The organism is Corynebacterium sp. HMSC074C03, assembly GCF_001838285.1.
In the GTDB taxonomy this organism is placed as follows: Bacteria; Actinomycetota; Actinomycetes; order Mycobacteriales; family Mycobacteriaceae; genus Corynebacterium; species Corynebacterium amycolatum.
The window spans coordinates 1-15941 of record NZ_KV836197.1 but is presented as its reverse complement, the minus strand read 5'-3'; the positions used below and the strand labels follow the sequence as shown (position 1 = coordinate 15941).

The window sequence follows — 15941 nt, the reverse complement described above, 5'->3', positions numbered from 1 at the left end:
CGCTCAGAGCAACGTTAGTTCCTTGCAAATCTTAGTCGCTCGGGCTTGTGACGGAAAACACAAGGGTATCTGGCGTAGGGTGGAGACATGCTTCAGGATGGAAATGGTTGGGCAGCCGGCCCCAACGGTACGCGCTGCTGGGGACGCTTCGGAGCTGCAGGGCTGCTGATTGTGAGCCCTCAGCGCACTGTGCTTATGCAGTATCGAGCTGACTGGACATCGTTCCCCCTAACGTGGGGTGTTCCTGGTGGGGCTTGTGATTCTCATGAGACTCCTGAGGCGACCGCGCTGCGTGAAACGGCTGAGGAAACTGGGCTGCTGGAGCATCAGCTTCGCATCCTCGACACGCAGGTCACCACCGGTCCCTTCCCGGCCGATCCGGATCGCCCCGAGCTCGCCGGCGGCTGGAAATACCACACGGTCTACGCACTAGCTGCCGAAGAGCTGGAGACGAATCCGAACGAGGAGTCCCTAGAGTTGCGCTGGGTTCCGCTTGACGACGTCGACAGCCTCGATCTGCTGCCGCCTTTTGTGGAATCGTGGCCCCGGGTGCGCGCGCACCTCGAGAAACTGCTGGAGGCCCTTGACTAGGTGTCGGCTTCGCACCTACCGGCGCTCTCTGCGTCGACTACTTGGAGTCGGCAACTGCTGCCGCGCCAGCGGCCAGCGCGGTGACGGTCAGGACAGACGGCCATGCGCCAATCTTCTTAGCCAGCGGGTGTGAGAGGCCGAAAGCGCCGAGGTAGGCGGCCACTAGGCCAGCGGCTCCCAGGGCGCCGGTCTTTGCGTTCCAGGTGCGTGCTGCGTATGCGCCGGCGGCACCCAAGATGACGCCACCGAGCGGACGAATGCCTGTTTCGCGAGCGGTGAGCCAGCCGCCGATGAGGCCAGTGGCCACGAGCGGAGCGGTCTTTACGTCTTTTGCCTTCTTCAAAGTAATAGCCATAAGCATCATCGTACCTAGTAAGAAGGGCTTGGCGGCGCGCTTTTAGAACGGCTCCTGGCGGCGCTGGTGCTCCTCAACATAGCTTTCCGAGTGCTCCGCCAGCTTCAGTAGCGAGGGCAGTGCCTTAATGAGCGCACGAACGTCCTTTTGCGACATTGTCCGCACAATTTCGTACACCAGCGCACCCCAGTGGTCGATAAGTTGCTCCAGCAGCGTCTCGCCATCGCTGGAGACATAGAGGTTCTGCGCACGGCGATCCTTTGCATTGTTCTCGCGTTCAATCAGTCCGTTGTCGAGTAGACGGCGAACTGTTGCCGAAACGTTGGACGGGCGCAGGAAACGCAGGCGTGCAATGTCGGATACGCCGCAGCCCGGGTGGGTTGAAATAAAGTGCAGTACTTCCATTTCCGACTGGGAAATGTCCATCCTGGCATTCGGGCGCTCACCGAGGCGGCGAGTCGACGCAAGGAAGTCATACAGGCCGATGGAAATCTTCTGCACGCTTTCGCGCAGGGATTCATCGGACTCAGTCGAGTCATCCGCGGTGGGGAAGCCGCTCGCTGGCTCCGGGGTAGTGGTGCGCTGAGGGGAGCGTGCAGAAGTCATGATCTTCCTTCCCGACGTAATGAATTGATGTTCTGAATAAACACCTTATATCGTCGAAATAACTTTCTGTGGTGAAAATTTGTAGATTGAACAAAAAGTTAGACTCATAAGTGTTGTGCGGGTGCTTTATCGCCCATTTCTGCCCCTGATTTTAGGGGCTGGCAGCAAAGACTCCGCTTTACGACGGCCCCAGCGACACCCCCTAGTAGGAACTAGGCCTACGCGCTTTTCCGCCCGTTTATCTACACTTCGTAATCCACAATCACCGGAGCATGGTCGGATGCGCCTTTGCCCTGACGCTCTTCGATGTCGATGAATCCGGCGGACGCCTTTGCCACGAGGGCGGGGGAGGCGAGCTGGAAGTCGATGCGCATGCCCTCATCCTTGAAAAAGCGGCCAGCCTTGTAATCCCAGTAGGTCCACTGGTTTGGGGTGAATTGGCGAGTTACTTCCTTCATGCCCGCCTGCTCCAGCGCATAGAAAGCTGCGCGCTCAGGTGGTGTGACATGTGTTTTCCCTGCGAAGGCTGCCATTGACCAGACATCGCCGTCGGTCGGGGCAATGTTGAAGTCGCCGCCCATCATGAAGGTGGCCTCCGGGTCGTCGTCAAGCGTGGCGATGATGTGCTGACGGAGCCGCTCCAGAAATTCGAGCTTGTACTCGAAGTGCGGGTCGGTGATGTCGCGGCCGTTCGGGATGTAGAGGCTATGGACGCGCACGCCACCGCAGGTAGCGGCGATATGGCGGGCCTCCAATGCGGGAGTTGCGTCGGGGTCCTTGTTGAAACCGGGCTGACCGGGGAACTCTGCCTGGATGTCCTCAAGGCCGACGCGGGAGATGATGGCAACGCCATTCCACTGATTCAGGCCGTGGTGGGCGACTTGGTATCCCAGCTCTTCAAAAGCAGCGGTGGGGAATTGGTCATCCTTGCACTTGGTTTCCTGGACGGCCAGGACATCAATGTCATTCCGGCGCAGCATTTCCACCATTCGGTCGAGGCGAGTTCGAGCCGAATTGACGTTCCAGACACAGATTCGCATATCAACGATTGTAAAAGGGGAACGAAACGGCGGCCTCATGCGTTGAACAAAGCAGTGACAAAATAGGCGGACAAAAGCGGACAAGGTGGGCGGAAGCCCGGTAGGAAAGGGAGTTTCGAGGTTGGCTAACTGGGACGATCGCCGTTACGGCGGCGAGTACAGTCCGACGGATTACCTGGGTAGTAGTGGCAGGAACGCTTATCGGGAACACGACGCATATGCGGCGTACGATGCGGCAATGCCGTATCAGGAAGTGCCTTATCCGGTAGCAAACATTCCGGTCGGCTATGAAAGCGGGTACCCCGCTAGCTATGGGGTGTCTTCCTTCGGTGCGCTCAGTGCTAATCCCAAAGTCGCGCCGCTGACCGCTCAAATGGCAGTACACCTGGGCTTTGACCCCAATCTGGCCAATGGCTCAGTGGCACGTCGTGGTGGTGCGCTGTTGGTGGATTCTGTCATCTACACTGCATTGATTGCCTCCATTGCAGTTCTCACTAGCATCGTGGGGACATCGGACAGCGGCGTAATGGTGATGCTGATCAGCCTTTTCCTCGGCCCCGGTGGTTTTTACCTCTACCGCGTGGCGGGGGACTCCATCTTCGACGGGTCGCCGGGTAAACACGCCATGGGCATGAAAATCGAAGGTGCACACGGGATGCCAGTCTCAGCCCGCGATGGTTTTGTGCGCAATGCCTGGATTCTGCCGTCGATGATTCCGGTCGCCGGTTGGTTTGTCTCTGCGGGCCTGGCTGGCTGGATTGCGATGGGTGCGTCCCGCGATCCGCTGGGGAGAGGTCGTCATGAACTCTCGGTCCACACCCGTGTGGTGGAAAAGCCGGAGACGCGCGAGCTGCCGCGTGGGCAGCGCCGCATGGGCAATCGCATGGGTAGCAAAGAGCAGCAGGGCAAGCAGCTGAAGCGGATTAAAAGGGTTAAGCGCGGGAAGTAGGGCAATCAGGGCGAGCAGCGCAGGGCCGAAACGTAACCCCCGGCCCCTAAGCCCCTGTCAGCTCCGCGTAGCGGTGCCGGTGGTGCTCGGTAAAACCGAGTGTCCGGTACAGCGCAATGCCAGCCTCATTTGAGCCCAATACCTGCAGATATGCAGAATCTGCCCCGTGTTGTGTGCCCCAGTGCATCATGTGAATTCCCAGTAGGGTGCCAAGTCCTCGGCGGCGCATATCGGCTGCGACTTCCACAGCGGAGAACCCGAGCCACACACGGCCGTCGTCCGATTCGGTCAGCGTGCCGCGCGTAATGGCTACCGTGCGTATGCCTTCAGGCGCATTGTTGTCAGGCACTTGCAGGCGTCCGAAGCACATGCGGCCATCAATTTCATTGCGCAGAAGCTGTAGTGCATGCTCGGGCAGCGTGGTACCGCGGAAATGGTAGAGCCCCAGCCAGTCGTCGTCAGGTTGATCAGCGATATCCCCCTGCACGTCTGCAAGCTCGACGCTGTGCTCATCGAGCACCTGTTCGGCGCTGTGCGATTCAGCTGCCAATTCAGTAGGCGGCAAATCCCCATCGAGTGAGCGCGTCATAACCACAATGTCCGGCCCGACCGTCCACTCCGGCCCCGCGACCAGCGCCTGTGCAGGTTTGGCGATTCTATCCGGAATCGCAATCCGCACCGGCAAATCGTGGGAATCGTAAAACGACTTAATCTTCTCCAACGGCACCGGCTGAGTGCTGGCTCCGGGTTCGAGCGGCAGCGCGGAGTTGGAACGCTCCGTAATGCCATCGCCGGCTCGCAGCAGCCAGCCCGACTCCACCACATGCGCGATACCCGGGAAGGCCTTCGCTGTCGCAGTTTCCACGGCGCGAATATCCGAATTGCGCACCGGATGATCCGGCAGGGCCTTCACAATCAAAATGTGCTTATCGCTAAAGTCCACCGCTGCCACGGATTCGTCGGCACGCACGCCAGCACGAACCTGCGGACGCACGACGAACGGATCCATGCTGAGCACATGCCCAATGACGTCCGTAGTCTTCTTGCCGCTGGCCAATGCTTCTTCATCGGTCAGCGCGTGCCGCACAATGACACGACGTCCCACCGCCACTTCACCGACGCCCCAGCGGGAAATCGGTAGCTTCTGTGCTGCATTTTCGCTTGCCGACGACTCCAATTGCCTATCCGCCACGATCTAATCCTCGTGGCCGAACGGATCGGGATCCACGCCCGGCATCCAGGTCAGGCCGCCCTCGGTCCAACCGGCACGCTTGATTTCCTTCTTGGCCATGCGCTTCCAGCGGCCCGTGAGACAGTCGGTGTAAAGGAACCCATCCAGATGGCCGACCTCGTGCTGCATGCAGCGAGCGAGGAAACCGGTGGCCTCGATGCGGACCTCGTCGCCGTTTTCATCCAGGCCGGTGACGACAGCCTTCTCCGCGCGGTTGGTGGGGAAGGACAGGCCGGGTACAGAGAGGCAGCCTTCGTCATCGGAACCGTCGTCGTTAGGCATGGTCTTCGGGATTTCACTGGTGGTCAGCACCGGATTGATGACGCAGCCGCGGTGCCAGACGTCGTCATCATCGGGACAGTTGTAGACGAACAGACGCTTGCCGACGCCCACCTGGTTGGCAGCCAGCCCCACACCGTGGGCGCGGTCCATAGTTTCGTACATGTCCTCGATGAGCTCACGCAGCTCGGAGATGTCCTCGGTCACCGGCTGGGTAGGAGTGTGGAGAACGGGGTCTCCGGCAATCACAATGGGGCGGATAGTCATGTCGCTGATTCTACTCGGCGTCCATCTTTTCTAAATCGCCTGGTGATGTCAGGGGTCTTGGAGACGTTGGGCGATGTCGGAAGTGGTATGTAGGGCTGGGTGGCTGAGCCTTACTATGTATCTTCACTAAGTATCTGCATAAGCAGTGTCGTGCAGAATAGAAAATCAGGGCGACTGAGAAGGAAAGCGGGGTGCAGAAAATGGTGAGCAAGAAGCCCATAGGCGGCAGCCACGAACCTGAGACTGAGCTGCGGCCTGACTCATCCGAGCATCTCGGACTCGCGGGCGATATCGGCGGCATTGAGCCCATTTTGGCGCAGAAGATGCTGGATTTTGAGAAGGAATGGCTGAAAGTTGCCCGCCGTGGGCCGCGTATGGCCGGTGCGCGGCAGGAGGCAATTCGGCGTCGCTTTGCCGAGGACTTCGGCAACAACACAATCCGTTACCACCAGGTACTTTCGCGACTTCTCGATTCTCCGGCAGCCGAAGCGGCCGAACCCGTGTTGGTTCATCGGCTGCGCGCCGTGCGGGACAACCAAGACGCATAAGGTTCAAGTTTCACTTCACGGTTCGGCGGCAGAACATATAGGATGTGGGATGTGTCTGACCAACTAAACCCTCAGAATTCGCCGCGTCCGGGCCGTCATCGACTCGATGACGACTTCGACGACTTCGATGAGTACAGCGATTACGCGGAGGCTCCCGCCGCTGGCGGCGCCCATGCGTACTCCGAGCCGTCGGATGCTCAACACACAGCGCCAAGATCTGCGGCTCCCGCCGCTGGTGCAGCTGCTGCTGGTGCCACCGCCGCCTCTACCGGTGCCAGCGCTGGGACTGCTAGCAATTCCGCAGCTGCTGATGGTGTTGATGACGGCGACATCGGCGACGGTGCCGGTGATGGCCGCTACATGCGCGTTCTCGCTATCGTGCTGCTCGCTATCGGCGTGTGCCTGGTCGCCTACGGTGCCTATGCACTCAGCACACGTGGCGACGATGCCGAGAACACCGGCCAGAATGACACCTCGGCATCCGCTCCGGTTGACTCTGGTGCGCCTGCTGACTCGGCCAACGGCAGTGATCCGGCAAAGGATGGTGCTGCTGGAGATGGTGACGGCGAGGTTCCGCCGCCGCCACCGGCAAATGAGCCAGGCAAACCGGTTCCTCCCGCTGAGAATCCGCCGGCACAGGATGAGGCCAACGAAGCGCCCCAGATTGACCGCAAGACTGTCAAGGTCAGTGTCCTGAATAACTCTGAGGTCGTGGGCCTCGCCGATGACCTGTCCAAGCAGATGGGCGAGCAGGGCTGGGGCGCCGGCGAGACCGGCAATGCTCCTGAAGAGAAGATGGGTGTGTGGGAGAAGACCACCGTCTACTTCGACCCGAGGAACGAAGAGGAAAAGGCCGCCGCTGAGCAGATCGCGCATGACAACGGTTGGGAAGCCGCACCTCGCGATGACCGCCTCCGGGACGCTCCGGCGGGAATCGTCGTGGTCGCCACTGACCCGGCTCACTAGACTCCCGGCCCACCAGGCTTTGGTCTCTCACTAAGGTTTGCGGCCTAAGCGTCAAAACCTGCCGCCGTGGTGCGAAGCCCCATAGCTTTCCAAGTCCCGCGTAAGCCACACATTTCATGGCCTACGCGGGGCTTTTGCATATTTTGCAGTCTCAAACAGATCACGGCTGAAAAAGGGGTACTAGTATTCTGCTAGTAGCCAGTGAGGTCTGTGAGGTTTTTATGTTCGCCGTAAAGCGTCGTCGTGTTGCTGTCGCCACCGCGTTGGGTTGTGCTGCAACACTGTTGGTGTCCTGCTCGGGGGTTGAATCCAGCAGCGACAAGGACGGGAACGCAGGCGCGTCGACAAGCACTGCGCCAGTGAGCGTAGATCCGGCTGCACCGAAGCTGACCGAGCGAGTCAGCGCCTATAACTTCATCCGAACAAACGACGACGGATCAATGAAAATGCTGGCAACTGTACAGGTCATGAGCGCCAAGGGATGGATGGGCCTTTCCGACGAAAAAGGTCAGTTCACTACCTTGGATAAGGGCAAGTACACAGTGCAGGCGCGTGGTGCATCTGGCTGCAGTGGCATCGGCAGCCCCGCAACCGAAGGGTTGGGTGTCATCGGCGAAGTGCACGTCGATGACAAACGGAATGCAGATGTCTGGAACGTTCCGTCCAAGGTGGATGAAGACAGTTTCACCACAGTTGCGCTTGTCGATTCCAACGGTGACCTTGCCTCGTGCGCAAAAACCGTCACCTGGACGGAGCCAACTGAGGAAAACGACTCCTAGTGTGAAAAAATAGCGGTATGACTGAGCAATTTTCCGGATCGGCGCAGCCATCTCTGGGAGTGGAATGGGAAGTGGCGTTCGTTGACCGACGAACGCGCGACACCGCTCCCGCTGCCGCCGAGGTGCTCGACATCATCGATGCGGAGCATCCCGGACATGGGCTCCAGCGCGAGTTCCTCGCCAACACAGTGGAGCTCGTCACCGGTGTGCACATGAACGTGCCCGATGCCGTAGCGGAGCTCCAAAGCCAGCTGGACATGGTTCTCGATGCCGCTGACCGCGTTGGGGTGGATGTGTGGTCATCGGGCTCGCATCCGTTCGCCCGCGGTACTGCTCAGCAGGTCAGCGCCAAGGGGCACTACTCCGAAATCATCAACCGCACTCAGTGGTGGGGCAACCAGATGATCATCTGGGGAGTCCACGTCCACGTTGGCATTAAGGATTCCGAACGCGTTTGGCCGATCATTCAGGCCCTGGCAACGAAGCTGCCGCACATGTTGGCGCTGTCTGCCTCCTCACCGGCCTGGAACGGCGAGGACATGGGGTACGCTTCCAACCGAAGCCTGCTCTACCAGCAGCTTCCCACCGCTGGTCAGCCGCCGGCGATTTACACGTGGCCCGAGTGGGAGTCCTACATGCACGACCAGTCCCGCTCCGGCGTCATCAACCACACCGGCTCGATGCACTTGGACATTCGCCCGGCATCAAAGTACGGCACCATTGAGATTCGTGTCGCTGACGCTACCTCTAACCTGCAGGAACTCGCCGCTATCGTGGCATTGACGCACTGTCTGACGGTTTACTACGACCGCATGTGGGAGGCTGGCGAGGAGCTACCGTCGCTGCAGTCCTGGCACATCGCCGAAAACAAGTGGCGCGCCGCCCGCTACGGCATGGACGCGCTGGTCATCGTCAATCGCGATACCGACGAGCGGTGGGTTCGCGACGAACTCCGTGAACTTGTGGTTCAACTCGCCCCGCTTGCCGACGAACTGGGTTGCCGAGCCGAACTGGAATTCGTCAACAACATCGTGGAAATGGGCGCGGCATACGAGCGGCAGCGCACTGTGGCGGATGCGGCCGGGGCGCTGCCGTCCATGGCTACCGAGGACGACGTACGGGCGAACGAAGAGCGCATTGGCCACACCCCGTGGCGTGCCGCCGTGGATCTTGCGGTGCAGGAACTGCGCGCCGGGCATCCGATAGCGCCTGCAGATTTCCACGAGCAAGTAGACGACTAGCCGTCGTTAAGCGGTGTGTGCGCCTAGCCACTAACTGAAGAAAGGCGCCCCCCTGGGCGGCCCCGGTCGAACCCGGTTCCGCTCCAGGTCGGGTCGAATCTTGACGGGGAGTGTCCTCTCGTTATTCCCGGCTGTCATCGCGGGCGAGGCTGTCCTCGTCGACGAGCCTCTCCTTGAACGCCTCGTGGCCAACGCGGTTACTAACAATTGGCGATGTACCCAGAGCAAACAGGATAATCAGGGTCAACAGAGCCAAGTCACTACTAGTAGTTGTGTGAGCTGACGCGTGCGTGGCGACGTGCAAAAGCGAACCCGACAGCGTCAGAATTAGCCCCAGCGTTTGTGGCTTGGAGGATGCGTGCATGCGACTGATGGTGTCGCGGAAGCGTATTAATCCCACGGACGCTGCAACGCACAGTAGCATTCCGGTGATAATGAGTGCGATGGCGATAATGTCTGCCACGAGAATCATTTGGGCTCTCCCTTCACTGTTTTCGGAGCTGCTGTCGGTGTTGCCTTAGGCGCTGCTTTCTGTGCGGTTTTCTTTGTGGCGACCTTTCCGGCTGCTTTCGCCACACCCTTTCGGGAGCCCTTCGCGGGCTGCTTTCCGTCATCCGGAACACGGAACTTGGCGACTGCCAGCGAAGACAGGAAACCGAGCAGCGCAATGATGAGCATTGGATAGACCACCGAAGTGTCCAAGCTCCAGGCCATGAACGCAGCGAGCATGCCCTGCAACATTGCAGTCATGGACTCCAGCGCCACCAGGCGGTCCAGTGAGTTTGGTCCTGCGATCATGTGCCCGAGGGTAATCATCACCGCAATGAAATAGCCTGCAGCAGCTACGCCGAGCAGAATGTTAAAAACTTCCGGGTTCATCGGCTGCTCCTTTCTCCCCTTTTTCGCTGCTCGTTTCGCCTTGCTCGCCGCTTTTCGCACTGCTCGGCTGCTCTTCGCCAGAGCCTGGCTTAGTCGGTTGCTCATGTACATCGCGGTTCTCAAACGCGCGAATCACCCGTCGCTCGATTCGGGTCAACTGGTTGATTTGTTCAGCTACCTTGCCTGTCGACGAAGCGTCGAGAAGATGCATGGTCAGCGTCTTTTTTCGCTTATCGATGTCCACGATGATGCCGCCCGGCTGCAGATTAATTAGTGCCATTGCAGTCGTGAGCGAAATATCGTCATTGGTCCGCATGGGGACCTTGATAATGGCAGTCGGTGGCGGATCATCTCGTCGGATGGCCAGCCAGGCGACACTGATAGAGGCCTTCACGAAGTCGATTGTCCAAGAACCGAACAGTCGCACCATGCCACCGAAGTTGATATCCAGCGCGCTGTTTGGCGGGATAGGCATGGCGAGGTTCAGCAACGTGGCTACAAGGATTCCCGAGAGCACATTGGCAAATGTCACCTCGCCCCACAGCATGACCCAAATAATCACTGTGAATAAGAAGAGCAGGATTGAAATACGTGGTGGTCGCTTTGCAGCCACCTTGGCGCGCGCTTTACTCATCAGCTTTCACCTGCTCCTTCCAGCGTGCTGGTGGCACGTTCGGTCGCTGAATCCGACTTCCATGGGCTCTTGGTGCGGCCTGGGTTTTCCAGCTGCTCCAGGCCCTTGTCATCGGCCGAGTCGATACCGAGGACCGCTGCGCGGTACTCATCAACATTCGCGACGTTGCTTGCCGCTTCGGTAGCCACATTGGACAGTGGCCCGGCCAGAACGGTAACCCCCACAGAGGCAATCACCAGCAGGGCCGTCGGCATCACCATGCCGAGTGGCATCTTGCCGACGTCGTCACGCTCTGCGATAGCAACCATCTGAGTCCTTTCCCGGAGCGCGGCTGGCTGCGCAAGCACGGTGTCGCCCTCGGGGGCGTCGGAACGGTCGCGCCAGAAGGCCTTCGACCAGACGAGAATCATGGTGTAGAGGGTCAGCAGGCTGGTGATGATAGATCCCGCAACCAGAATCCATGCGGTGGCGGATCCGTTCTGTGCGCCGGCCTCGATGAGCATGACCTTGCCCAGGAAGCCTGAGAACGGTGGGATACCACCGAGGTTGAGCGCGGGCACGAGGTATAGCAACGCCAGCAGCGGCGACGTCTTGGCCAGGCTACCGAGGCTGCGCAGGGAGGACGAGCCCGCCTGGCGCTCGATAAGCCCGACCACCAGGAACAATGCCGTCTGCACCAGAATGTGGTGGACGATGTAGAAAATCGCGCCGCCGAGTCCCAGCGTATTGCCGACGGCAATACCGAAGATCATGTATCCGATGTGGGATACCAGCGTAAAAGACAAGAGACGTTTAATGTCATTTTGGGCCATGGCACCGAGAATGCCCATGAGCATTGTCGCTAGGCCAGCCCACATCAGGACGTCGTCAAGCCTGCCGTCTGGGAAAACGACACTGCGCGTGCGGATGATCGCGTAGACACCCACCTTCGTCAGCAGCCCCGCGAAGACCGCGGTAACCATCGACGGTGCGGTGGGGTAGGAGTCTGGCAACCACGCCGACAGCGGGAACACCGCCGCCTTCACTGCGAAGGCGACGAGCAGCACTGCGAAGATCGCGGTGCGGGTGCCATCGGGGATGTCCTCCATGCGCAGGGAAATGTGTGCGAAGTTCACCGTGCCGACCGCTTGATAAACCAGGCCAATCGCCAGCAGGAACACCATCGAGGACAACATGTTGACCATCACATACGACACGCCTGCGCGAATGCGTGACGACGATGCCCCCAGCGTGAGCAACACGTAGGAGGCTACGAGCAGAACCTCGAAGCCGACGTACATGTTGAACAGATCGCCGGCCAGGAAGGCCATGGAGACGCCCATGTTGAGCAGCATGTACGTCGGAACGAAGACGGAGATCGGCTCATCTTCGTCACCATCGCTAATACCCTGGCCGATGCCGAACCACATCACGGCAAAGAGGACCAGCTGAGAGACGGTGATCATCAACACTGCGAGGTTGTCGGCTACGAGCGTGATGCCGATTGGTGCGTCCCAGCCGCCCACCTGGACCGTGTGGACGCCGTGCGCGTAGATGAGATACACCAAGGCGCTGGCGACTCCCAGCAGGCTGCCGAGCGAGATTAGCGCGATCGCCTGCTGTGCTTTGGGAAAACGTGCCAGCAGCAGAGCAATTGCGGCGGTGGCGGCGGGGACGATGATAGGCAGCGGAATTAGTGCCAGAATTATTTGCTCAGTCGTCATCGTCGTCACCTCCTGGGGAGTTTGATGGCGGGGTCACGGGCTTTTCGAAACTGGCCGGACCGAAGCTATCGCCGGCCTCTGTGGGACGACCGGTGGTGGGATCGTCGGACTTGTCGTGGTCCGGAGCAGCTGATGGGTCGCTGGCCCGACGCATTGCCAGGCTGCGGTCCTCGTGGTCATCTTGCACGTGATCGCCGATGCGGTAGCGGTGCTGGCGATAGAGCAGAGCCAACAGGAATGCGGTCATGCCCATGGAAATAACAATTGCGGTGAGGATAAAGGCCTGGGGCAGTGAGTCTGCCTGAGCATCGCTGACCAGCGATTCCCTATCCCAAATTGGTGGCCGTCCCGGCGAACCAGAGCCAAGCAGGATGAGCAGGTTGATACCGTTGCCCATCAGCAACAGTCCCATGAGCATCCTGGTCAACGAACGATCGAGGAACAGGTACACCCCTGTAGCAATCAGCGTGCCGACAGTTGCTAGCAGAACAAAATTGAGAATCACGGGTGTGTGTCCTTTCCTTCGGTCCTAGCTGGGGCTGTCGGTTCTGAAGCCTCTGAGGTGGCTGTGTTGGCAGAGTCTGCGGGTTTAGTGCCGGCAGGTTTAACGCTTGCGGGATTAGCGCCTGCGGACTTAACACCTGCGGGCTTAGCCGCCGCCAACTTGCTGCGCAGCTGGCGGGACTGGCCGAGTGCGGCTCGATTCACACGACGTGAACGATCACGCTCAGCGCGAAGGTTTATCTGAGCGTCGATGCCACCGCCCAAACTGCGCAGGATGTAGACAATCGTGCTAACCACGATCATGTATACGCCCAGGTCAAAGAGCATCGGGGAGACAACAGTGACATCTCCGAGCAGCGGAATTTCCCGCGAGCCATACGTAGAAGTTAGCGGTGCCCACCCCACAAACAGTGGCCACAACGCGCTGAGTGCCGACACCAGCAAACCGCCGCCGAGAAGCATCTCGTTAGGAATCGGCAGAGTTGCCGCCAACTCACGACGACCACCGATGAGATAACGCATGGTCAGTGCCAGCGCAGCCACGAGACCACCGGCGAAGCCACCGCCGACATCGTTATGGCCGGCAAAAAAGAGATAGAAGGAAACCACCATCATGGCGGGGAAGAGCACGCGCGATGCCACCAGCACCATGATCGGGTAGCGCAACCGCTCGGCTTCACCGGACTCATCGAGAGTGTTCAACCAACGGTTGGTGCGGCGAGCTCGATTCCGCTGCGGCTTAATCTTTGAACGCATATGCATGGTATGCGTGCGGAAGACCAGTGAGGTAATCCCCAGAGCCACCATCACCAGCACGGTGATTTCACCGAAGGTGTCCCAGGCGCGGATGTCGACAAGCAGTACGTTGACTGCATTCTGGCCGTGTCCAATATCGTGCGCCAGCGGCGGAATGTCGCCCGAGATTGGCTCAGTACGACGGGAGCCCATGGCGTAGGCGGCCAACACGGGAACCGTGACACCGACTGCAATGGCCAACCAAGCACGGTGTCGTGTCCACCTCGGGTTCGATGCCGGTGCCCGCGGGGAGAGCGTACGCAACACCAACACGAAAATAATCATTGAGACCGTCTCGACCAGCAGCTGCGTCAGGGCCAAGTCAGGAGCGCCGTACATGGCGAAAATAATGGCCAAGCCGTAGCCTGTCACGCCTACCAGGATGACCCCGGAAAGCCTGTTCTTCTGCCGGGTAGCGGCCAGCGCCGCGATAATCATGATGAGCGCAACTGCACCCTGCGGAGCAGAGTCCCACAGTTCCATTCGCAGCTCATCGCGCTCGCCGAGCAACAACGCACCGATGGACAGCACGATGAGGGTCAGCAAAATGACCGCTTCATTCAACGGGAGGGAACCACGCTGGGTCGCAGCAGTGACACGGAGAGAAAGACGGCGGGCCAAGTCCAGGATTCCGTCGTAAAGCGCATCGGCACTACCGAGAGCCGGCTGATCAAACTGCAGCTGACGCACCAGATTACGCTGCCAATGCATGATGGCACCCACGAGTAGAATTGTGGCCGTCAGTGCCAGCGGAAGGGTGAATCCGTGCCAGAGCGCCAGGTGCGTTTCTGCTTCCGTATTCGGGAATGCGCTGGTGAGGTAGGGCGAGATAATCGAGTCGAGGACGCGGGGAACCAGGCCGAAAACCAAACCTGCCAGCGCCAACAGCCAAGCCGGGCCAATCTGATCCCACGTCGGGGAATCCATCTCTGCCACGGCAGGGGAAGTGCCACCGCCGCTGGCGTGGGTGCTGGACTTGGTCGCAAACGCGGCGCGCAGCAGGTACAGCGAGTACGCTACGGTCAGAATCGAACCCACGACGAGGCCAATGGTGGTAAACACCGACGGCATCCCATGCAGCGGATCAGCATTGAGCGTGGCCTCCAGCGCAGCTTCCTTGGCGACGAAGCCGAAGAACGGCGGCACACCCATCATCGATGCAGCGGCGAGAATCGAAATCACCAGCAACTGCGGCGACTTTCTACCGAGCCCAGAGAGCTCACGGATATCGCGCGTACCAGTCAGCCTGTCAATTGTGCCCGCGACCATAAACAGCGCGGCCTTGAACATGGCATGGCCGAGCGTCAGTGCCAGGGCTGCCAGCATCGTCGCACGCGTGCCTATCGACGCGACTGTGATGATGAATCCCAACTGGCTGACAGTGCCATACGCCATAATCAGCTTGAGATCCTTCTGGCGCAGGGCCATCCAGCCGGCCATGATCATGGTCAAGAGGCCGAGCGGGATGATGATTGGCTGCCACGCGTTGGTGTCATTGAAGGTCGGCGCGAGCCGGGCAACCAGGAACACACCGGCTTTGACCATCGCTGCCGAATGCAGGAAGGAAGAAACCGGGGTAGGGGCGGCCATTGCACCGGGTAGCCAGAAGTGGAAGGGCGCGATAGCGGACTTCGACAGCGCACCAACGACCAGCAGGATTGCGGCCGTGGATACTGCCGTGGAGTCCAGCTGTGCCGCTGTCAGAGCGCCAGGCGCGGTGAGTTCGGAGAAGTTCCAGAAACCGGTGGTCACTCCCATCAGAACGATACCGACCAGCATGATGAGGCCACCCAGCGTCGTGACCAGGAGCGCCTGGCCTGCTGCGCGACGGGAGGAGGCGCGCTCGGCGTAGTAGCCCACCAGGAGGAAGGACAGAACCGAGGTAATTTCCCAGAAGACGAACATCAGCATGATGCTGTCGCTGATGACCAGGCCGTACATCGCCGCAGCGAAGGCGATCATTTGGGCTGCGAAGGAACCTACGCGGCGACGTTTGCCGAGTGGCGGGTTGATGAAGTAACCGGAGCAGTACACCAGTACGAGAAAGCCGATGGTCAAAACCAGCGTGCCGAAGAGCGATTCAATAGGACCTAATCGCAGGTTTACATCCAAGTGGATAATGGGCATCCACGAAAAATGCGTGACGGCGGGTTGCGTGAGTGCGGAAGTTTCCCCGTTGCCATTGTCTAGAGCTAAGCGAACGAGATGGGTGCCGGTGTAGATGGCACCGCCTGCCAGCGGGAGGCTGAGTACGAGGAACCCGCGGGTTCCGAGCCACTTAATCGTCCATGGTGCAAGCGCTGCCGTAACGAACAGGATGCACAGGAGAGAAGTCACTATTCCATAATGATTGGAACACGCCAGTTCATGCAACCCCGTTTTAGGGACTTAAGCATTTGAAGCGGTGTTAACCGAGTGTGTGAAAACGGTCAATTGTTTCTGGGAAAGTGAAAATTTGGGGGTGAGTTGTGGGGGGCGGAAGTTGGGCATTTTTTGGGGCTTGAGCGGCTGACTGCTCAAGCCCCAAATCAGTGCCATTACTGCCCGTTACCTTGTGAGTGTCCCCGATAATGG

Annotated in this window: 17 protein-coding genes; 6 read left to right on the top strand and 11 right to left on the bottom strand. The window is 59.6% G+C overall.

Going from position 1 to position 15941, the window contains the following annotated elements; genetic code table 11:
- Positions 1 to 87 precede the first annotated feature (87 nt).
- Positions 88 to 591, top strand: coding sequence for an NUDIX domain-containing protein (locus tag HMPREF2847_RS02385; RefSeq protein ID WP_070851399.1), 504 nt, complete (start codon positions 88 to 90; stop codon positions 589 to 591).
- Positions 592 to 628: 37 nt separating this feature from the next.
- On the opposite strand, the gene HMPREF2847_RS02380 is transcribed toward HMPREF2847_RS02385, so the two are convergent.
- From HMPREF2847_RS02380 to HMPREF2847_RS02370, 3 genes are all read right to left on the bottom strand, one after another.
- Positions 629 to 946 carry a hypothetical protein gene (locus HMPREF2847_RS02380; RefSeq protein WP_172954624.1) on the bottom strand — a complete coding sequence of 106 codons (318 nt, stop codon included), beginning with the start codon at positions 944 to 946 and terminating at the stop codon, positions 629 to 631.
- Positions 947 to 988: 42 nt separating this feature from the next.
- On the bottom strand, positions 989 to 1552 hold the full coding sequence (locus tag HMPREF2847_RS02375) for a MarR family winged helix-turn-helix transcriptional regulator (RefSeq protein WP_016421518.1): 564 nt from the start codon (positions 1550 to 1552) through the stop codon (positions 989 to 991).
- Between the two features lie 242 nt (positions 1553 to 1794).
- Complete coding sequence (locus HMPREF2847_RS02370; RefSeq protein ID WP_070851398.1) at positions 1795 to 2592, bottom strand: exodeoxyribonuclease III; 798 nt, start codon at positions 2590 to 2592, stop codon at positions 1795 to 1797.
- A 121-nt stretch (positions 2593 to 2713) separates the two neighbouring features.
- Between HMPREF2847_RS02370 and HMPREF2847_RS02365 the strand changes: the two genes are divergently transcribed.
- Positions 2714 to 3541 carry an RDD family protein gene (locus tag HMPREF2847_RS02365; protein ID WP_222866941.1) on the top strand — a complete coding sequence of 276 codons (828 nt, stop codon included), beginning with the start codon at positions 2714 to 2716 and terminating at the stop codon, positions 3539 to 3541.
- A 46-nt stretch (positions 3542 to 3587) separates the two neighbouring features.
- Here HMPREF2847_RS02365 and HMPREF2847_RS02360 read toward each other — a convergent pair whose 3' ends face one another.
- Both HMPREF2847_RS02360 and HMPREF2847_RS02355 read right to left on the bottom strand, forming a co-directional pair.
- A complete protein-coding gene (locus HMPREF2847_RS02360; RefSeq protein WP_083327302.1) occupies positions 3588 to 4676 on the bottom strand; it encodes an N-acetylglutamate synthase, CG3035 family in 1089 nt (362 codons plus the stop codon).
- Between the two features lie 60 nt (positions 4677 to 4736).
- On the bottom strand, positions 4737 to 5318 hold the full coding sequence (locus HMPREF2847_RS02355; RefSeq protein ID WP_049193793.1) for a peptide deformylase: 582 nt from the start codon (positions 5316 to 5318) through the stop codon (positions 4737 to 4739).
- Positions 5319 to 5518: 200 nt separating this feature from the next.
- On the opposite strand from HMPREF2847_RS02355, the gene HMPREF2847_RS02350 reads away from it, so the two are divergent.
- From HMPREF2847_RS02350 to HMPREF2847_RS02335, 4 genes are all read left to right on the top strand, one after another.
- A complete protein-coding gene (locus HMPREF2847_RS02350; RefSeq protein ID WP_070438246.1) occupies positions 5519 to 5866 on the top strand; it encodes a DUF3263 domain-containing protein in 348 nt (115 codons plus the stop codon).
- 51 nt (positions 5867 to 5917) lie between these two features.
- The gene (locus HMPREF2847_RS02345) at positions 5918 to 6832 is read left to right on the top strand and encodes a LytR C-terminal domain-containing protein (RefSeq protein ID WP_070595500.1); all 915 of its coding nucleotides are present in this window, start codon (positions 5918 to 5920) and stop codon (positions 6830 to 6832) included.
- Positions 6833 to 7053: 221 nt separating this feature from the next.
- Positions 7054 to 7611: a hypothetical protein gene (locus HMPREF2847_RS02340; RefSeq protein ID WP_049169906.1), complete on the top strand. Its 558-nt coding sequence runs from the start codon at positions 7054 to 7056 to the stop codon at positions 7609 to 7611.
- A 17-nt stretch (positions 7612 to 7628) separates the two neighbouring features.
- Positions 7629 to 8852: a glutamate--cysteine ligase gene (locus tag HMPREF2847_RS02335; protein ID WP_016421510.1), complete on the top strand. Its 1224-nt coding sequence runs from the start codon at positions 7629 to 7631 to the stop codon at positions 8850 to 8852.
- A gap of 121 nt (positions 8853 to 8973) precedes the next feature.
- Here the strand turns inward: HMPREF2847_RS02335 and HMPREF2847_RS02330 are convergent, their stop codons facing one another.
- From HMPREF2847_RS02330 to HMPREF2847_RS02305, 6 genes are read right to left on the bottom strand one after another with little or no spacing between them, the layout of a single operon-like run.
- Entirely contained in the window at positions 8974 to 9324 is a 351-nt protein-coding gene (locus HMPREF2847_RS02330; RefSeq protein ID WP_038626688.1) for a monovalent cation/H(+) antiporter subunit G, read from the bottom strand.
- A complete protein-coding gene (locus HMPREF2847_RS02325) occupies positions 9321 to 9731 on the bottom strand; it encodes a monovalent cation/H+ antiporter complex subunit F (RefSeq protein WP_049193795.1) in 411 nt (136 codons plus the stop codon). The genes HMPREF2847_RS02330 and HMPREF2847_RS02325 overlap by 4 nt, the downstream gene beginning before the upstream one ends.
- Positions 9712 to 10365 (bottom strand): Na+/H+ antiporter subunit E, encoded by a 654-nt coding sequence (locus HMPREF2847_RS02320; protein ID WP_049193796.1) that lies wholly within the window; start codon positions 10363 to 10365, stop codon positions 9712 to 9714. Before HMPREF2847_RS02320 ends, HMPREF2847_RS02325 begins: the two co-directional genes overlap by 20 nt.
- A complete protein-coding gene (locus HMPREF2847_RS02315) occupies positions 10365 to 12068 on the bottom strand; it encodes a Na+/H+ antiporter subunit D (protein ID WP_049193797.1) in 1704 nt (567 codons plus the stop codon). The genes HMPREF2847_RS02320 and HMPREF2847_RS02315 overlap by 1 nt, the downstream gene beginning before the upstream one ends.
- A complete protein-coding gene (locus tag HMPREF2847_RS02310; RefSeq protein WP_048760372.1) occupies positions 12058 to 12573 on the bottom strand; it encodes a Na(+)/H(+) antiporter subunit C in 516 nt (171 codons plus the stop codon). The genes HMPREF2847_RS02315 and HMPREF2847_RS02310 overlap by 11 nt, the downstream gene beginning before the upstream one ends.
- Positions 12570 to 15707 carry a Na+/H+ antiporter subunit A gene (locus HMPREF2847_RS02305; RefSeq protein ID WP_049193803.1) on the bottom strand — a complete coding sequence of 1046 codons (3138 nt, stop codon included), beginning with the start codon at positions 15705 to 15707 and terminating at the stop codon, positions 12570 to 12572. Before HMPREF2847_RS02305 ends, HMPREF2847_RS02310 begins: the two co-directional genes overlap by 4 nt.
- Positions 15708 to 15941 lie beyond the last annotated feature (234 nt).